Consider the following 16,662-nt stretch of genomic DNA (forward strand, 5'->3'; position numbering starts at 1 on the left):
CTTATGCATGAATCATTGACAATTGCATTATTGCAGGCAAGGGAAACCGCAATGGGGTTTTTTCGGCCGATATTAAAGTCGTATAATTTGACTGAACAGCAATGGCGTATCATTCGAGTTTTAGCTGATAAGCGTTCAATTGATTTTCATGAATTATCAGTCCAAACCTGTATTCTGCGGCCAAGTTTAACGGGGATCTTAACCCGCATGGAGCGCGAAGGTTTAATTTTCCGCTTAAAACCGTTGAATGATCAGCGAAAATTATATGTCTCTTTGACACCAGCAGGGCAAGAGTTGTACGACAAAGCTCGGCAGGAAGTGGAAGAAGGCTATCAAAAAATTGAGCAGGCTTTCTCGCCAGAAAAAATGCAGCAATTGACTGCATTGTTGGATGAGTTAATCGCTTTAGAGAGCCCAGATTACAGTAATATCGCTGCTGATAAGAGAAAGAGCGCCTAAATTTTCGTCATATTTCGAACTCTAGCTGTGTTGGCTTCTTTCGGCTATTTGGGTCACATACTGGTGTATGTGGCCTAGAACCACTTCAATTGCCACCTTCCTACAATTCGAATTATTTTGAACATAGTTATTACTTAAATAATTCACTTTTCCCTTTAGATTCACTGAAGTTGAACTTCATTTATACTTTTAGTTAAGTAGCCAATCCCTCACTGTCATATCTTATTTGTAATTGTGAAATTACCTATAGGTTGCTTGTGACAAATTCTTCAGAAAAATCATTCCTAATAAAATCAAATGATTGATTTTCAGTATATAACGTTAGACTTTATCGTTAATTGCAATTTGGTCAAATTAATACAGTGAAATAGCGCAAAAAAACAATATTAAGAATGAAAGTATTAATTTTTAGTCATGGTGGATTTTTTTTATCTAAAAACAGTTAATGAGAATAAGTTACATTACGGTAAATTTACTGTTCGTAACGAAAATTTAGATAACATGACAAAATATCAAATTATGTGGCGTTTATTATACTTATCGTTGCTTATGATTTCGCCTTATGGCTACACGGAAAATCAATTATTCCCTTCCACGAATGAAAGTATTCAATTTGAACAGAAACAACGGTTAGAGTCGGAGTTAATCCAACGTAATCTATTGGAAAAACAAAGCACTATTTCCATTGAAGATGCATTGCCATCTCCTTCCCAAAATGAAATATGTTTCCTTATCAGTGAGATCCAATTTGTCGGCGCCACACAGCTCACGACTAAAACTCAAACTCAGTTAACCTCATCTTATTTAAAACGTTGCCTTACACTGAGTGAAATACAAGAGCTCACCAAGCATGTAACTAATTACTATATGGAACAGGGGTTTATTACCTCTCAAGCCATCATTCCTGAGCAAGATTTATCCTCACATCAATTGTTATTACAAGTGATTGAAGGGCATGTTGAAACTATCGAGATTGAAAATTCCCCTAAGCGTTTAATTCACCAAATATTTCCTCATCAACAAGGCAAAATATTAAATCTACGGCATATTGAACAAGGGTTGGAGCAACTCAACCGGTTATCGTCCGCTAAGTACACTATCGATATCCAACCAGGAAGCCAAAATGGCTACTCTCGGGTTATTATTCATCAACAAGGGAAAAAATGGCCTATCACGAGCCAGTTGAATCTCGATAACTCGGGTATGGAGGCAACGGGAAAACAGCTGCTTACCGGCGGTTTAACGGTAGATTCCCCATTAGGGTTTGGTGAGCAGTGGTCAGTCTCGGGCAATACCGATATGGATGGAAGTGTATCCCACCATAACCGTTATATCGTTGCGAATGTGAATGTGCCTTATGGTTATTGGTCTTACCGTTACCAATTTTATCGCAATAACACATTACAACCATTTCAGGCATCGGGCCAGCAATACCGTTATGAAGGCAAAAACACCAATCAGCAATTTGATATCAGTCGCTTAGTTTATCGTGATGGGAAGCAACGATTTACACTGCAAAGTAGCTTAAAACATAAAAATGCCCGCACTCAGTTAGCTTCCCAAACTCTGAGTATCAGCAGCCCAACCTTAACCTCGCTCTCATTTACCCCACAATACAGTACCGCGCTGGGACAAGGTTACTTCACGTTTAACCCAGCCGCTGAATGGGGGATATCTGCCTTTGGTGCCTCACCTGATACCCTCGCGAAAGATTCACCGCGCAGCCATTACCGCAAATTCAGTCTAAGCAGCAGCTATCAGTATTTTTTCTCTAATGGTTTGACCTATTTAACCTCATTTTACGGTCAATATTCGCCCGATAACTTATACGGTATTGAACGCATAAGTATTGGAGGCCAGTACTCTGTCCGTGGCTACCACGAGCAGTCTTTAAGTGGTAACCGAGGCGGATATTGGCGTAATGAAATTAATAAAGACATCGCCAATACGGCAATTGGGCAACTGCGTTTTATCGGGGCTTTAGATTACGGGTTTATTGCCTCAGATAAATACCACGTTGAACATGACACCCTAGCGGGGGGAGCCGTTGGCCTCTCTTTTACTGGCAATAGCCTAATTTATTCTCAGTTTCTACTCAGTAAACCTTTGCATTATCCCTCACAACTTAAACCAGACAATTGGTCGGCTTATTGGTCGGTCTCATTTTCTCTGTAGCTTTACGTTTTTAAAGGATTATTTATGCTAAATGAACAGTTGCCTTCTCGCTCTAAGCGGATATTAAGTTACACCATTATTTTCTTAACCGTTGTCTACCCCTTACATCCCGCTTGGGGAGCCGCTATGACGGCAGCAGATAAAAACACCCAAGTTAGCCAACAAAATAACGTCCCGATTATTAATATCGCCACGCCGAATGGGGCGGGAATATCCCACAATAAATTTCAACAATTTAATGTCGATAAACAAGGGGCGGTACTCAATAACGCCACCACTAATGTGAATTCCCAAATTGCAGGGCAAATCAAAGCCAATGCGAATTTAAAGGGAAATGCCGCTAATCTGATTATCAACGAAGTTACCGGCAGTAGCCGCTCAGAATTACAAGGTAAGTTGGAAGTAGCAGGTAAAGGGGCGAATGTCTTAATTGCTAACCCGAATGGGATTACCTGCAATGGCTGTAGCTTTGTGAATACCCCAGCGATTACCTTGACCACGGGAAAACCCATTCTGGATAACAAGGGGGCATTGTCTGCGGTTGAGGTGAAAAAAGGCAGTGTGGTTATCGGCGCCAATGGCCTAAATGCCGAAGCACAAACCTATGCCGATATTATTAGCCGCGCCACCGAACTAAATGGGCAAATCAAAGCCAAAAACTTGACCTTGATGCAAGGCACCAACCGTGTCGATTTTCAAAAAGGCATCGTAACACCGATTGCGGGTGAAGGGGCAAAACCCAGTATTTCCGTAGATACCAAAGCACTGGGTGGGATGTATGCCAACCAAGTGAAATTGGTGAGTACTGAATCAGGGGTGGGGATTAACCTCAGCAATGTGCAAGCCAACCAACATGACCTGACGTTAACCGTCGATGGGAAAATTACTCTTGCGGGTAATATCCAAGGGAAAAAAGACATTAATGTCAGCACCAAAAACCTGCAAATTAACGCCAATGCCAACGTGAATGCCGCCAAAGACATCACATTAGCCACCAACACCCTCAACAATAACGGGAAAGTTATCGCTAGTAAGGACATGCGAGTCTTTGCTGATAACGTCAGTAACACAGGAAATAGCGCACTTATTCAGGCACAAGATAATTTGTGGATACAAAAAAATGCCAAGGGGGATTTGAGTACGCTGATTGAGAATAAGTCAGGGACGATAAAGACCAATGCGGGGGACTTGGTTGTTAGGACAAAAAAACTGACAAATACGGCGAATGCATCTCCCATAAAAACTTCTAATATCAATGCAACAACTAATTATAGTGAAGATTTTGTCTCATCTTACTTTGGAAAAAGGCAAGGTGTTGTCTCGATTATTTCACTCTATCCTCGATTAGAGAGCTTCTCCTATAAAAAATGGTTCGGAAAAATTGATTTAATCAACAGTGACAGCATTAATGTTGAGCGAAAACAATATCTAAATCAAGGGAGTATTGGCGTTATAGCATCAGGGAAAAACGCCTATATTAATGCAAATGATTTAGTTAGCGATTTTGGAAAAATTGCAGCAAAAAACAATGTGATATTGACAGGACAAAATGCATCAATATCCTCTTTTAACTCAGGCAAGTTAGATCTTTGGTATAAATATGATACATCTAATGTAGATTTAGGAAAATTTGCAGATGAAAGTGATGATGATGGAACTTATGATATTTTTTATGTTGGTGAGCCGGTAGACTTTAAATTAATCGATAAACTTTATTCTTGGGCTCCCGAAGCCTTAAATTATAAAACGGTATCTGCTGGAAATAATGTTGTCCTCGATTTTAAAAACGCCATTAATCTTGAAAGTAAGCTTCCTAGCACCGAAAAACCTATAGCAAAAATAGTACAAGCAGGTAATCCATCTTTTGCCGTTACCGCAAAAAATATTGTCTTAAATTCTAATAATATAAATATTTCTACCAACTTACAGTCTGAAAATGATCTGTCTATTATCGCTGGTCAAAACATCAATATTCATGATGCACAACTGGTTGCAAAACAATCACAGAGCCTAATTGCCAACAACGACCTTAACCTTAAACAGGTTAATTTAACGGCTAAAGACAGTACCTTGATTGCGAAAAATGGCAATCTTCAATATAGCTTAAATCCTGTCTCTGCGTTTAAAGATAATGTCTTATCTCCTCCGGTTATCAACGCCGCAAACTCGTTACATATCCAAGCGGGTAAAAATATCACTTTTGATAATGCGCAGTTAGCGAAAACGAATAAACTTACCCTCAGTGCCAATGACAATATTGTTATTCATCGCGATGAATCCAATTTCATGAAACTCGCGGTTTCAGAGCCTGTCACTAATATTAATGCGTTACTCACAAAAACAGGAAATTGGACAAGTTCAGGGGAAATAAACCTCACCGCAGGTAAAAATATTGAAGCACATGGCATAGCCTTCAACAGTGGAAAATCACTGACGTTCAATGCAGGCCAAGATATTTTGTTAGGCTCAAAAGCGATTAAAGATGTTGATAATGTATTTAAAACCAATCGCTACCCAGAGCTACGCTCTCAACTCATCGCGGATGGTAATATTACGTTAAATGCAGCCCGTGATATTGATTTGCAGTCGGCTAACCTTCAATCCAAAGACAAAATCATTGCACTTTCCGGCCGTGATCTTAAATTAACCGCAACCGCCTACTCTGCCATTCCCAACCCAAATGAAGATAACCAAGATGTCCGTTATGTGACCTCGACACTTTCCGGTGACAAAGGCGTCACACTGGCCTCCAATGGCGCACTCACTGCACAAGGTAGCACAATCAAATCCCTAGATGACATCACACTCTCAAGCGGTGGAAATGTACGCTTAGAGTCGGTCAAAACGAACTATCGTAAGCAGTCAGGGAAAAAATTTGAAGAGTTATATCGCCAAATTGGCACTGAAATTAACAGTGGTAAAACGCTGACCATTTTGTCTGAGGGGAGCATTCTTTTCCAAGCGTCTCGTCTCGTTGCCAAAGGTGCGATGGATATTGCGGCAAAAGGTGGGTATCTCTATGCCCAAGCCATGGAGGAAAGCAGTTACTTCGAAGAGTATAAAAAGAAATGCAATAGATGGACGCTTTGTATTACGAAAAAGGAAGTGAGAAAAACACGCAGTGATAAAACCAATAAAGTCACTGAATTTACTGCTGGTGGCGACATTAACTTATTGGCAAAAGATGATGTCACCTTAGAAGCCACCAAAATTAATACGGGCAAGAATGCCAAAATCACCAGTCAAACCGGTAAGGTGAATTTTAAAGCGGTCAAAAATTCGCAATTTGAACAGGTGATTACAAATTCTAACGGTTTTTATATCACCCAACGTAATAAAGGCTATACCTCAGATAAATGAGTTTTACCTGCATTGCATATTGGTGGAAAACTAACAGTTGATGCGAATAAAGGGATCACTGCGGATGTTAAATCGAAAAATGGTCAGAGCCTAGAAAATGCCTTAGAGGCTCTTGGTCAAACAGAAGGTACACAGTGGCTTGCAGGCTTAAAAGACCATGAAGATGTGCAGTGGAACTTAGTTAAAGACGCCTATGACAGTTGGGATTATAAAAGCCAGAGTTTAAACCCGGTTGCTGCTGCGCTGATTATGATAACCGTTGCAGCGATGACGTCAGGTACAGCAACTAAATTTGCGGCTTGGGCGGCATCCGGTAGCAGTGGTACGAGTGCTGCGGTGATATCAGGCGCGGCTTACTCTGGTATGACGGCTCTTTCAACACAAGCAGCAATCGCACTGGCTGAAAACCAAGGAAACCTATCGAAAGCGCTTAATTCACTAGGTAAAAGCGAAACAGTTAAATCTATTGTTGCTCAAATGGTGATCTCCGGGGCGCTTAATGGTTTAGATGTCAAAATGGGATGGACAAAAGGGAATCCGGGAAATGCTAAGTTACCTTTATTAAGTAATGGGGATTGGAATAAGGTTGCTCAGCGTGTTGCCGCGCAATCTGTGATTAGTTCAACCGTGAATACTACGATCCAAGGTGGCAGCTTTACCGATAACTTTAAGAGTGCCTTACTCAGTAATATTGGCAATCAGGTGAATGCGGAAGGTGCAAAGTTAATCGGTGATAACGGAGAAATTTTAGGGCATACAGGCAAATTATTAAGTCATTCAGTTGTTGCAGGGGGGAGATGCCAAAGGTGCAGTTGTTGGTAGTCTTGCTGTTCAGTTCGCAGGGATCACACTAAACAACAATTTAATCAATGAAAAAGAATGGCAAAAAGATTCTGAGAAATACGCTCAATTATCCCGCGTGTTGGGGGGATTTGCGGGTGCAATATTCACAGGTAATGCAGGAGGGGTCTACAGTGGTGCGGACTCGGGAGAAAGTACCTTCAGGTTTAATCATTTACTCCATGAACTTGCAATGGATTTTGATAATGAAATGCAAAAGTGTGCTGGTAATACAAACTGCGAAGCTACACAAATAAAAAAATATGCTATGTTCAGCTTAATAAACAGTGGCAATTTAGATTTAGAAATAACTAATAACCCATTAGTTACACAAGATATCACTAAAACGAGAATATCAAATGCATTTGATTTAGCTAAAAGGCCTTACTGGGCTAGTTATCTAGGCTTTGATGTCATGCAAAATGACCTAGCAAAACAATACTTAATGTATTGGAACTCACAAGACTTAAATAAAATAAACGCAAAAACACCGGGTTGGACAAAAGCAGCAGTATTAATATCAGATCCTGAAATACAAGCCTCAGTTATTTCATTAGGTTGGATAGGAAAACAACTTATACAAAAGAGTGTATTTACAGTGTCAAAACTAGGTTCTGATGAAATAACATTAATGATAAAAAGTACACAAACGGGCCTTAAAAACCCTAGTCAAATAGATCAAATGAAAATAGATATGCTCAGCAATAACTATAGATTTACTGCATCAGAAGGTATTATTGCTGGGTACGTCGATAAAAAAGGTATTCATTATATATCAGAAGGCAATCATAGAATGGTAGCAGCTAAAGAAATATATGTTAAAACAGGTGACTCGCAGTATATTAATAAATTGATTGAAAATGGTAGATGGACTGTAGTTGAATCTGCTCCTGCTGGAGCAAAACCATTACCATCTAGAAACTAATAGGGTAATATCATGACAAAAAATGAAATATATGTAGACATGTTATTTTGGATCCTTCCATACATAAGAAATATTCAATCTCAGGATAAAAAAATAAAATCTAAGGATTTATCATGTTATTATGAATCTGAGCTAATACATAACTTACCAAATAAAATTCTAACGAATGAGTTCACTAGTAGTGATATATCATTTTTAAACTACCAAGCTAAATACTATTATGAAAATTGCACTCCGAAAATCAGTGTGCTTTACTCAAAAAATATAGAATATATTAAAATGTTATTTATTTTAGTACCTGATGAGTTAAAAGATCAACTAACTTGGTCAGGTCCACAAAATAATTCTATAGTTAATCAAGAAACGAATTAGCGTAAAATTTAATAGTTATTCATTCATTGTGGCGTTAATTTAAATATCCTAAATATTATATGGAGAGTGTAGTGGTACAGTGAACTTAACTAGTTAAAAATAAGTCTAATATATTGTTTTTAATGAATTTTAACTCCTTGTATCCATGATGGGTTCCGGTGTGGAACCTATAATGGGGAGCAGACCCCGAAAATCAACTTCTTCTTGTGAGTGGTAGATATTTAGCAAAACGATTAACTGATTTTACTATTAATTACTTTAGTCGAAATTCGTCTATAAAAACAATATCAACCTCAGAGATTGGGATGAAATGGTATTTACAAGGAGAGGGTAATACTCAAGAAATATTATGTGAAGATACGATCGCTAAAATCTTACCAGACTTAGCTAGCGTAAGTAATTTATTATCAAAAATGCAAATGTCATAAAATAGGATTCTATTGCATTAATAGACAATTGAATAAACACAGGCGGCTATAATTTTAGCCGCCTGTGAATTCTTATCGACACATTTTAGGTAATGTTTCTTTTTTGGGACTACTTACCCAGTAAGTGCAAGAAATGAATATGTTTTTCATATTGGTCTAGGATATCGTGAATGATCTGCTCTTTTGCCCAGCCGTAGTCTTGCCGACCTTCTTTTAAGTGAATCTCAGCACGATAGTAGCGTTGTTCTTCGCTCTTTTCTTCATCTGTTTCAGTCCCCATACCCGATAACGCAAATGGCAATATCACGTTAAATGCCGCTCGCGATATGGATTTGCAATCTGCTAATCTTCAATCCAAAGACAAAATTATTGCACTTTCAGGCCGTGATCTTAAACTATCCTCAATTGTCGCCTTGCTAGAGCTCGAATTATTTTGAATATCAATTTGTTTTCGTCATATTTCGTATTGTGACATTGTTGCTGGCACTGGCGTGCGGATATACCTAATCGTTATGTTTTTATTGCTTTATGTGAAAAAAAATGGCTTACTAAAGTCAAATGCTACATAAGGAAATCACATGAAACGCAAAATGATCATGAGAATAATTGGGTCTGAACAGGAGATAATCACGAAAGATCTTTCAAATTCAAAAAATGATGCAGTCCTAATTAATTCAATTAGTTATTCTAGAGAAAAAGATGAAAATGGCACTCCAATTCTGCGATTGACGATTGATAAAGACTGGGATCATTCAACGGCCTCAATCTTTGACGCGATCAAAAACGATGAAAAAATAGATATTACGATTAAATATTTTATTGAGGGGGAAGAACCTTCTATTATCAATTATAACAATGTCATTATTGACCGTATAAAATCGTTATTTTGTGCTGACGGATTCAATTTCGATGATAACCTTGCGATAAGACAAGGTAAACTGTATGAATTAATTCAAGTTATTTCATATAATTAAATTTATCAGTGGTATTCTATTGCCATCTTTTCATTACAAGAAAACTAATTATGAATGATAATAAATCAGAAGAAATCATTAAAGAATTAAAAAAAGAGGATTTAGATAAATTATCTTTAATTTACTCCTCTAGAGAAAGGAATATGGATTTCCAAACATGGATATACAATCTATTTGTTAAAACAAAAATGTTGTTTCCATTTTTAATGGCATTCTCAATCAATGAAATATCCATCATTTTTTTAACTGAAAAATACAAATTAATTTCTACATTAATATTAATCATCGCATATTCAATACCTATGTTAATAATTTTATTTATATATTCAATAATAAATAAAATACCTTTTGTTTTCTACCTAAAAATGAAAATAAAGTTATTTTTCAGATTGAAACCGTTCAAATTTTAAAAAATTAATTGTTTTCATACTGTTCTAAAATTAATTTAAACTTAGCAATTGAAGATCCAGCGGCAACGGCTAATAATATCTTGTTAGATGTATTAAGTTTTCTTTTATAATTTTCGCGAGTCCATCTAAAAATTCGAAAACCGGCATTATCAGGAAAAAGTCTTTCAAAAACAGTAACTCTTCTTAATCCACTCTGTGTTTCTGTTGGTAAGTTTCTTATTTGATTTCTTTTTTGTGGATCTACAACTTTATATGCTGCAAACCCCATATAAAGAGAAGTTATAAAATCCAGCTCATAATATACTTTTTTAGCAGTTACTTTATCCCCTCCAACAAGGTTAACGCCTCGTTCTATACCTAAAAGTGTTATATTATCTCCTATATTAACTTTACCCTCTGTAAATTCATATACAATATCAGATAAGCCCTGATGAATTTTCCCTCCTCCTATCCCCATACTTAATATTCCAGCGCCTTTCATTGTAGTACTACGTATTCTTGAACCAACTTTATATGTAAAAAAACCAGTAGCTGTTTGTAATGCACCACCAAGGATATCTCCTGTTTTTTCTCCATAAAAAGCCCATCCTTCACCTGAAAAACTCTTTGTCTCATTGTAGATATTTTTGTTTTTCTTTCTTAGTTCAGCATAAGCTAATTTTTCTGATTCATATTCGAGTTTAATTTCCTCAGTGTATTTATATATATCAGGCCAATTTCCTGTTGAATCTATGTTTTCTTTAACCCAATCCCTTGTGCCATCTATTCGTTGATGCCTAGCGTTGTTATTATATAAAGCAATATTAAAATCAGATCGAATCAACCTTATCACTTCATTTATTTCACTTCTGTAACCTTGTTTACAGTAGGGGTCGTCAAGAAAATACCTTGCAGATAACTCAGATATTTTTCTTAATTCATTTGCATACCATTCAAAGGTCTCTTCTGGGCTAGAGAACATTAAAAGCTCCTTTCTTCCCATATACTGTATGTACTAGTACCAGCAATAACATGCTCCCAGGTAACCGATTTAAATCGAAACGATACAGACTCTTCTGGTTGGGCTTGATTGTGAGTAACAGAATTAGGATAAAAACAATTTAGGTCAACAATTGAGGCATCTGTCAGCTTTATTTTATAATATAGCTCTAACCCACCATTCATTGATGTTCTATAAAAAGCAAAGTCGCACGTTAATATCTCACTCGATGTTAATGATTGAGAAAGTAGTGGGGAAGACTTATCAATTGGCTTACGAATACTAATAGGCTGAAAACTGACATTTTGATGCATCGATAAATTAGAAGATAATTCATGAATAAGGATTTCATCTTCATGTCCCTTTTGATACTTATTCCCGATAGAATCTATCGTTGAGCATCCTTTCGAGATTAAACCTTGTTTATTTCCTTTTAGCGTAAGATAAATTATATTCGCCATTTTAAGCATTCCCTTTGTCATTAAAGTTCAATATAGATAGTTCACAATACCATATACATTACTTAAGTTAAATATCATGATTTAGCATAGATTGCGTTTACCTTGATTTTAAAATTTCCATAAGACCTATTATGTTAAACAGGCGAACTTAGTGTCTAAAACACCCGTTAGACATCATAAAACCGCCTCAGCGCGTTTTTAGCAACACTGGGATTGAATGCGAAAACACACTGAAATCGTAGAAAAACATAAACCTATTTTGTGGTGATTAACGATTTAACCAACCAAGTCAACGCGGATGGTAACCGAATCAATTAGGAAAAAGACACTTGGTCATGTCTGTCTATTTGAGGGATAAAACTTTCTTCTACTATGCCAGATTAGCTTGTGAAAAATATTTAAAAGTTCATCCTGAAGCGCTTAGCTAGCGTCAGTACTTTATTATCAAAAATGCAAATGTCATAAAATAGGATCCTATTGCATTAATTGACAATCGAATAAACACAGGCGGCTATAATTTTAGCCGCCTGTGAATTCTTATAGATACATTTTAGGTAGTGCTTCTTTTTTGGTCTACTTACCCAACAAGTGCAAGAAGTGAATATGTTTTTCGTACTGGTCAAGAATATCGTGGATGATTTGCTCTTTTGCCCAGCCCATCACATCGTAGTCTTGCCCACCTTCTTTTAAGTGAATTTCAGCGCGATAGTAGCGTTGTTCTTCGCTCTTTTCTTCATCTGTTTCAGTTCCCATACCCGATAACGCAAATGATGGTTGAATATAGTAACGAAGGCGAACTTCGTATAAAAAGTTCATATCGTCGCCTAAATCGACCTCAAAACCTATTCGGTCATCTTTATCGGTATGGATATGGCATACCGTACCTTGCTTAGCCAGTTCTTCAGAGACCATTTCCATCGATGGCTTCACAGATTCTTCCATAAAGCGTTTAACATGTGCACGTTTAGGGAAATAGACAATGTTACGTAAACGTCGTTGCCATGGAATAGGGTTACGGCTCGCTGTAGGAGCAATCGTTGCTAATTGCTGGCTATCGCGTTTATAGGCATCAACGCGTAACGCTTTAAATAACCCATAAATAGAAATTAATAGTACGATTGCAAATGGAAGTGCGCTAGCAATAGTCAGTGTTTGCAAGGCTTGCAATCCACCTGCTAATAACATTGTAATGGCAACAACACCCATTAAACCTGCCCAAAAGATACGTTGCCAAACTGGCGTGTTGGAATCGCCGCCAGAGGCTAGTGTATCAACAACCATTGCACCTGAGTCAGCTGAGGTCACAAAGAATACGATAACCATCAACATAGCAAAAAAAGATAAAACTGATGAGAACGGGAAATAATTAAGGAATTCAAACAAAGCGAGAGACACGTCTGCTTGAACGGTTTCAGCTAATAGTGTTGCACCTTTATTTTTAATTAGATCAATCGCTGTGTTACCGAAGAATGTCATCCACATCAATGTGAAACCTGCGGGGACAAATAGTACTCCCATAACAAATTCACGAATGCTACGGCCGCGAGAGATACGGGCAATAAACATACCGACAAATGGCGACCAGGATAACCACCATCCCCAGTACAGTAGCGTCCAACCACCTAACCAACTGCTTGATTTGGGTTCATAGGCGTAAAGATTAAACGTTTTACTAACTATTTCAGATAAATAACCGCCCGTATTTTCTACAAAAGATTTTAATAGTAATACAGTAGGACCTAAAATAACCACAAGGAGTAACAATAGAAATGCTAAGCCAAGGTTTAGCTCGGATAAAATACGGATCCCTTTATCTAATCCTGAGACGACAGAAATAGTCGCTAAACCAGTAAAAGCAATAATTAACCCGACTTGTACCATTTCATTAACGGGTAAACCAAATAAATGGTTCATCCCAGCATTGACCTGTAATACGCCAAACCCTAATGAGGTCGCGACACCAAATACGGTACCAACAACAGCAAACACATCAACTGCATGGCCAATAGGGCCATAAATACGCTCCCCTATAATAGGATACAGAGCGGAACGTAAGGTCAGCGGGAGGCCATGACGATAACTAAAAAATGCTAAAATTAATGCGACAATGGCATAGATAGCCCAAGCATGTAACCCCCAATGGAAGAAAGTTAAACGCATCGCTTCTTTAGCAGCTTCAACGGTTTGTGGTTCACCGACTGGCGGATTGAGGTAATGCATTACAGGTTCAGCTACCCCAAAAAACATGAGCCCAATTCCCATACCAGCGGAGAAAAGCATAGCAAACCATGACACATAGCTAAAATTAGGTTGAGCATGGTCTGGCCCCAATTTTATTTGCCCATAACGAGAGAGTCCCAGATAAGTCACACTCAGAAGAACAATAGCGACAGCAAGAATGTAGAACCAGCTAGCGTTATTAAATAAATTTTGTTGAAGATGACTTAGATGAGATTCTGCGACTTTTGGCATTAAAGCGGCAAAGCCGACAATAACCAGAATAATGATGGCAGAGCTATAAAACACAGGGGGACTTATTTTAGAACGAATTTTTTTAGAATCAGTATCAATTTGACTCATAACAACCTTCTTTTGTTTTATTTTATTTTTGGCATACCGATATCGACAAAGTATGCAGCGAGCTGTCCTTCTTTATGAAACAGTGAATAATGATGAAAAAGTTCCCTAAGGAAACGAAATAGAAAGAACAATAATATGGTGTTGATGACAGACTAAACTGCCTAATATAGTAATAAAAATCCGAGCTTTTCTTACCCTCATCAGTTAAAAAATAGGCGGTTATACTGCCATGATATGGATGAATGATCAATATAAACGGGGAAATAAGATTAAGAAGAGTATGGAAATATCATGTTAATTATCATTTAATTAATAATTAACAATGTAATATTTACATGTTTTACCAATAAGTTAACGTCAATGAGTGAAAGTGAGGACTAGATAAGTAAAAACGACAGATAAATTGGAAGGAAAATGTAATTAGCGTAATTGACTATCCTTACTGCCACGCCGGTTGTAGCCACTAAATGCAGATTGTTTTTTATCTAATTCATTTTGGCAGTTAATGCAGAATTTAACACCCGATAATGCTAAACGGCGAGCCTCAGGAATAGCCACCCCACATTCCTCGCAAAACTCAGCGCTTTCACCGGAGTGTAATTGGCGACGCGCTTTCGCTACCGCATCATCAAGAGTGGCATCGATTTGTTCTTGAACCGCATCTTCATTTGCCCAGCCATTTGCCATCATTCACCTCGACTTGATTGAATATTGACCTTATATCAATATAGAGGTAAGAAAATTTAATTCAAGGGCAATTATTGCTCTAAAGATAATGTCATGTAAATGTGGTCCATTCCCTCTTCATCATACATTTCACCTTCTATTTGATATCCAAGAGTATGGTAAAAATTAATGGCAGTATGTTGTGCAGAGAGTGTGATCTTACTGTAATGATGGGAACGACCATATTGCTCTACAAATGTCATTAATTCACGTCCAATTCCTTTACCGCGATGTGTTTTTTGAACTGCTACGCGGCCTACTTTGATGAGGTTATCGTCAAGTAGCACACAACGTAATACCGCAGTAGGCTGCCCATTTAAATACAAAACGACATGTAAAGCGGACTCATCATATTCATCGATATCGATATCAGCGGGGAACCCTTGCTCTTGAGTAAAAACTTGTTGGCGTAGGTTGAAGGCATCGGTGAGGAGTTCTGGGTTTGCATACCCAATGCTATGTTTAATTTGCATAAGTTTTCCTGAGAGCTAACGAGTAAGATGTGCAATTATATCGTGGAATGGCGAATTAGTTAGGAGGGTTTTGGTGCTTTTCTGAGGAAAATAAGAATGCAGGCATTTAAAGCCCACATTCTTGAAGGGGACCGGGGGATAATTATTTTTTATCCGCTTCAGCGTCATTCTCTGCCTTGAGTGATTCCGTTTTTTCTTTCATATCGGTTGCCACTTCATCGGCTTTATTAATCGCATCTGTTTTGACTTCTTGGCTCAGCTCTGATGCATTTTGTTTCAGCTCTTCGGCTTTATTTTGAGCATCTTCTGTCAGCTCATTAGCTTTTTTTTCACCATCTTCTTTTAATTGCTGGGCTTTTTCTTCTGCTTGTTTAACGGTGTCACTTGGTTTTGATGAGTCATCACAGCCTGCGATAACTGTAACCATTCCCGCGAAAAGAAGTGAAGTGATGAGTTTTATATTCATAAACATATCCTTAGCACGATGCTGGTAAAAATGGTATTGAAGCTCGATATTGGCATAATCGCCAATGTGTATATTTAACTATAGTTGAAATTAAGTGAGTTATAAAACAATTAGATAATCAATTGAAGTTGTTGTGTTTTTTCGTTGTTAGAACAAATGGATGACTATTTTTTTGAAAGTCATCTCTTGTTCCATGCTATAGAGTTATAAAAGATAGAGAATCAAGCTAAACTGATTAAACTTATTATTAAATAAATAATGAAAAAAATGTATGGCTTAGAAAATAAAGGAATAGCATTATGGCGTACTATTATTCGTTGATTATTTTAAAATTTATTATCGGTTTTGCCATTGTTATCACTCATATGAATCTATCGGGGAAAACACAGCTTTCCCAAATGACTCCTATTGATTTTATTGGTAATTTTGTCTTAGGGGGCATTATTGGTGGGGTGATTTACAGCGATACTATCCCACTGTATCAATATGTGACTATTTTAATTATAGGCGTCTTGTTTATTAGTATTTTGAACTTTTTAACGAAAAAATTTAACTTTTTTCGTAATGTGGCGATTGGTAATCCCATACCCATTATTAAAAAAGGCCAATTTATAATGGAAAATATTTTAGAGAAGGCTAATAAGATAGACCTTATCAATATTTCATCTAGAATTCATGCACAAGGCATTCATTCCTTTCAAGAAATTTATTATGCACAAATAGAACCTGATGGGCAGCTAACTATTATTTGTGATGAAAAAAATATGCCATCAGTGATCCTGATAAAGGAAGGGGTTATTAGAAACTATGATTTGGAATCCATTGAAAGGGATGAGGCTTGGTTAATGCAACAAATTGAATTACAAGGTATTGAATCAATAAACGATATTTTTTTAGCTGAGTTTTGGCGTGGTGAAGTCACGTTTATTTTGCGGGATGGTAAAATAAACCGCAAGGGTACACAGCATCTGAAAGTTATAGCTTAAATGAATAAGTCGGTGAAATGCAGATAACATTTCACCGACAGAGACCTA

Annotated in this window: 13 protein-coding genes and 2 pseudogenes; 8 read left to right on the top strand and 7 right to left on the bottom strand. The window is 37.3% G+C overall.

The genetic code is table 11. The features are described from left to right. Positions 1–3: 3 nt before the first annotated feature. From hpaR to PSF42_RS04490, 4 genes and pseudogenes are all read left to right on the top strand, one after another. Positions 4–459 carry a homoprotocatechuate degradation operon regulator HpaR gene (gene hpaR / locus PSF42_RS04465; RefSeq protein WP_102139493.1) on the top strand — a complete coding sequence of 152 codons (456 nt, stop codon included), beginning with the start codon at positions 4–6 and terminating at the stop codon, positions 457–459. Between the two features lie 519 nt (positions 460–978). Beyond that, positions 979–2,634, top strand: a complete 1,656-nt coding sequence (locus tag PSF42_RS04470) for a ShlB/FhaC/HecB family hemolysin secretion/activation protein (RefSeq protein WP_272679522.1) — start codon at positions 979–981, stop codon at positions 2,632–2,634. A 24-nt stretch (positions 2,635–2,658) separates the two neighbouring features. Next, a pseudogene (locus PSF42_RS04475) lies at positions 2,659–7,759 on the top strand (two-partner secretion domain-containing protein). 12 nt (positions 7,760–7,771) lie between these two features. Continuing rightward, positions 7,772–8,131, top strand: a complete 360-nt coding sequence (locus PSF42_RS04490) for a hypothetical protein (RefSeq protein WP_004905285.1) — start codon at positions 7,772–7,774, stop codon at positions 8,129–8,131. Positions 8,132–8,668: 537 nt separating this feature from the next. Here the strand turns inward: PSF42_RS04490 and PSF42_RS04495 are convergent. Next, positions 8,669–8,854 (bottom strand): annotated as a pseudogene (locus PSF42_RS04495) (choline transporter); the annotation flags it as partial. Positions 8,855–9,137: 283 nt separating this feature from the next. On the opposite strand from PSF42_RS04495, the gene PSF42_RS04500 reads away from it, so the two are divergent. Beyond that, the gene (locus PSF42_RS04500; protein ID WP_248467710.1) at positions 9,138–9,533 is read left to right on the top strand and encodes a hypothetical protein; all 396 of its coding nucleotides are present in this window, start codon (positions 9,138–9,140) and stop codon (positions 9,531–9,533) included. Between the two features lie 50 nt (positions 9,534–9,583). Next, positions 9,584–9,943 carry a hypothetical protein gene (locus PSF42_RS04505; protein ID WP_248467712.1) on the top strand — a complete coding sequence of 120 codons (360 nt, stop codon included), beginning with the start codon at positions 9,584–9,586 and terminating at the stop codon, positions 9,941–9,943. 4 nt (positions 9,944–9,947) lie between these two features. On the opposite strand, the gene PSF42_RS04510 is transcribed toward PSF42_RS04505, so the two are convergent. Both PSF42_RS04510 and PSF42_RS04515 read right to left on the bottom strand, forming a co-directional pair. Further along, positions 9,948–10,904, bottom strand: a complete 957-nt coding sequence (locus PSF42_RS04510; RefSeq protein ID WP_272679527.1) for a hypothetical protein — start codon at positions 10,902–10,904, stop codon at positions 9,948–9,950. Then, positions 10,904–11,383 carry an Hcp family type VI secretion system effector gene (locus tag PSF42_RS04515; protein WP_272679528.1) on the bottom strand — a complete coding sequence of 160 codons (480 nt, stop codon included), beginning with the start codon at positions 11,381–11,383 and terminating at the stop codon, positions 10,904–10,906. Before PSF42_RS04515 ends, PSF42_RS04510 begins: the two co-directional genes overlap by 1 nt. A gap of 335 nt (positions 11,384–11,718) precedes the next feature. Between PSF42_RS04515 and cdiI the strand changes: the two genes are divergently transcribed. Beyond that, positions 11,719–11,811 carry a ribonuclease toxin immunity protein CdiI gene (gene cdiI, locus PSF42_RS20800; RefSeq protein ID WP_423811129.1) on the top strand — a complete coding sequence of 31 codons (93 nt, stop codon included), beginning with the start codon at positions 11,719–11,721 and terminating at the stop codon, positions 11,809–11,811. A gap of 145 nt (positions 11,812–11,956) precedes the next feature. Here cdiI and PSF42_RS04520 read toward each other — a convergent pair whose 3' ends face one another. The 4 genes from PSF42_RS04520 to PSF42_RS04535 form a co-directional block, all read right to left on the bottom strand. Next, the gene (locus PSF42_RS04520; RefSeq protein ID WP_125893718.1) at positions 11,957–13,963 is read right to left on the bottom strand and encodes a BCCT family transporter; all 2,007 of its coding nucleotides are present in this window, start codon (positions 13,961–13,963) and stop codon (positions 11,957–11,959) included. Positions 13,964–14,383: 420 nt separating this feature from the next. Beyond that, on the bottom strand, positions 14,384–14,650 hold the full coding sequence (locus PSF42_RS04525) for a DksA/TraR family C4-type zinc finger protein (RefSeq protein ID WP_272672729.1): 267 nt from the start codon (positions 14,648–14,650) through the stop codon (positions 14,384–14,386). A gap of 71 nt (positions 14,651–14,721) precedes the next feature. Continuing rightward, on the bottom strand, positions 14,722–15,162 hold the full coding sequence (locus tag PSF42_RS04530) for a GNAT family N-acetyltransferase (RefSeq protein ID WP_272679529.1): 441 nt from the start codon (positions 15,160–15,162) through the stop codon (positions 14,722–14,724). A 142-nt stretch (positions 15,163–15,304) separates the two neighbouring features. After that, positions 15,305–15,628 carry a hypothetical protein gene (locus PSF42_RS04535; RefSeq protein ID WP_125893722.1) on the bottom strand — a complete coding sequence of 108 codons (324 nt, stop codon included), beginning with the start codon at positions 15,626–15,628 and terminating at the stop codon, positions 15,305–15,307. Between the two features lie 299 nt (positions 15,629–15,927). Between PSF42_RS04535 and PSF42_RS04540 the strand changes: the two genes are divergently transcribed. Continuing rightward, positions 15,928–16,614 (top strand): DUF421 domain-containing protein, encoded by a 687-nt coding sequence (locus PSF42_RS04540; protein ID WP_213912891.1) that lies wholly within the window; start codon positions 15,928–15,930, stop codon positions 16,612–16,614. The last annotated feature ends 48 nt before the right edge of the window (positions 16,615–16,662 follow it).

The sequence above is a fragment of the Providencia sp. PROV032 genome (assembly GCF_028484875.1).
GTDB lineage: Bacteria > Pseudomonadota > Gammaproteobacteria > Enterobacterales > Enterobacteriaceae > Providencia > Providencia rettgeri_E.